The sequence below is a fragment of the Streptomyces sp. NPDC058469 genome, assembly GCF_042721125.1.
Taxonomy (GTDB): domain Bacteria; phylum Actinomycetota; class Actinomycetes; order Streptomycetales; family Streptomycetaceae; genus Streptomyces.
Genome location: NZ_JBHXME010000363.1, coordinates 1 through 1,359, shown reverse-complemented (window position 1 = coordinate 1,359; position 1,359 = coordinate 1). Strand labels below are relative to the sequence as shown.

The window sequence follows — 1,359 nt, the reverse complement described above, 5'->3', positions numbered from 1 at the left end:
ACCAGCGCGGACACCGGCTGCGACGCGGCAGCCGGGGCGGCAGACCACCCGCCTTCGACCGCGAGACCTACAAGCAGCGCAACACCGTCGAACGGCGCATCAACCGCCTCAAACAGTGGCGGGGTATCGCCACCCGCTACGAGAAGACCGCGACCATCTACCTGGCCGGACTCCACATCACCGGCATCTTCCTCTGGTCCGCCCGACGATCCAAACGAAACCACCTAGGCGGCCTACGCGGTTGTGGCGATGCCGCCGTCGACGGGGATCACGGCGCCCGTTAGGTATGCGCCTGCCCGGCTGGCGAGGAACACGGTGACACCCGCCATGTCGTCGTCGCGGCCGATCCGGCGTAGTGGGGCCGACGCCGCGATCGCCTCGCCGAACTCATCGAGGGTTGCAGCCATCATCGTCGACGGGAACGGTCCCGGCGCCACGGCGTTCACGGTGACGTGCTGCGGTCCCAGTTCCTTGGCGAGCACTCTGGTGAGTTGATGCAGCGCGGCCTTACTGCTGGAGTACGAGTAGTTGGGCCGCTGGGGGATGTGGATGGCGGCGATGCTGCCGATGTTGATGATCCGCGCGGGATCGCCGGCGGTGCCCGCCTTGCGAAGTGCGGGCAGCAGCGCCTGGACCAGCCAGAACGGCGACTTCAGGTTGAGGTCGATGACCGTGTCCCAGGCCGCGTCTGGGAACGTCGCCAGCGGCTCGTCCCACAGGGCGCCCGCGTTGTTGACGAGGATGTCGAGACGCTCAGAGTCGGCGGTGACGAGGTCGGACAATCGCCGACACTCGTCGTGGCGGGACAGGTCGGCGGGGATGGCCCGCACCTCACCGAATCCGGACAGCTGTTCCTGTGCCTGAGCGCACGCTTCTGCGTTGCGTGAGCTGATGACCACGCGGACGCCCGCCTGGAGAAGGCCACGCGCAATCATCATCCCGATGCCTCTGGTGCCACCGGTGACGAGCGCGCGCTTTCCACTCAGATCGAAAAGTTCTGCGTGCGTTGTGAATTGGTTGTCTACCACTTGCCGTCTTTCTCGTTGGCCGTGCGGGATGATGCGTCGACGCGTCGGGTGTTCGGTTCAGCTGCCGGTGTTTTAATCACGACTTTGCCGGGGCCGTGGTGGCTGACCGTAGAAGAAACTCATGCCGATGCAGCCGAGCCCGAGAGCCGAGACTTCGAGGTTCTGTCTTAGTTTGCGTTTTTGCATTAGAGATGCTCCTGGGGTATCGGTCGTCTGACTCCCGCTTATTTCGCGTTTACTGAGGTTGAACTCGGGTTGTCGTAGTTGCTGACAGGGCTTGATCGTCGCGGTACGCCGGTGTCATGAGGTATGCGCAGGGCGGGGGCGTGAG

1 protein-coding gene and 1 pseudogene are annotated in these 1,359 nt (G+C 64.5%); one reads left to right on the top strand and one right to left on the bottom strand.

Annotated features, from left to right (window positions below; translation table 11 throughout):
• Nucleotides 1-284, top strand: a pseudogene (locus tag ACFWP5_RS52475) (hypothetical protein); the annotation flags it as partial.
• Here the strand turns inward: ACFWP5_RS52475 and ACFWP5_RS52470 are convergent.
• On the bottom strand, nt 234-1,028 hold the full coding sequence (locus tag ACFWP5_RS52470) for an SDR family oxidoreductase (RefSeq protein ID WP_384174563.1): 795 nt from the start codon (nt 1,026-1,028) through the stop codon (nt 234-236). The pseudogene ACFWP5_RS52475 and the gene ACFWP5_RS52470 overlap by 51 nt on opposite strands.
• Nucleotides 1,029-1,359 lie beyond the last annotated feature (331 nt).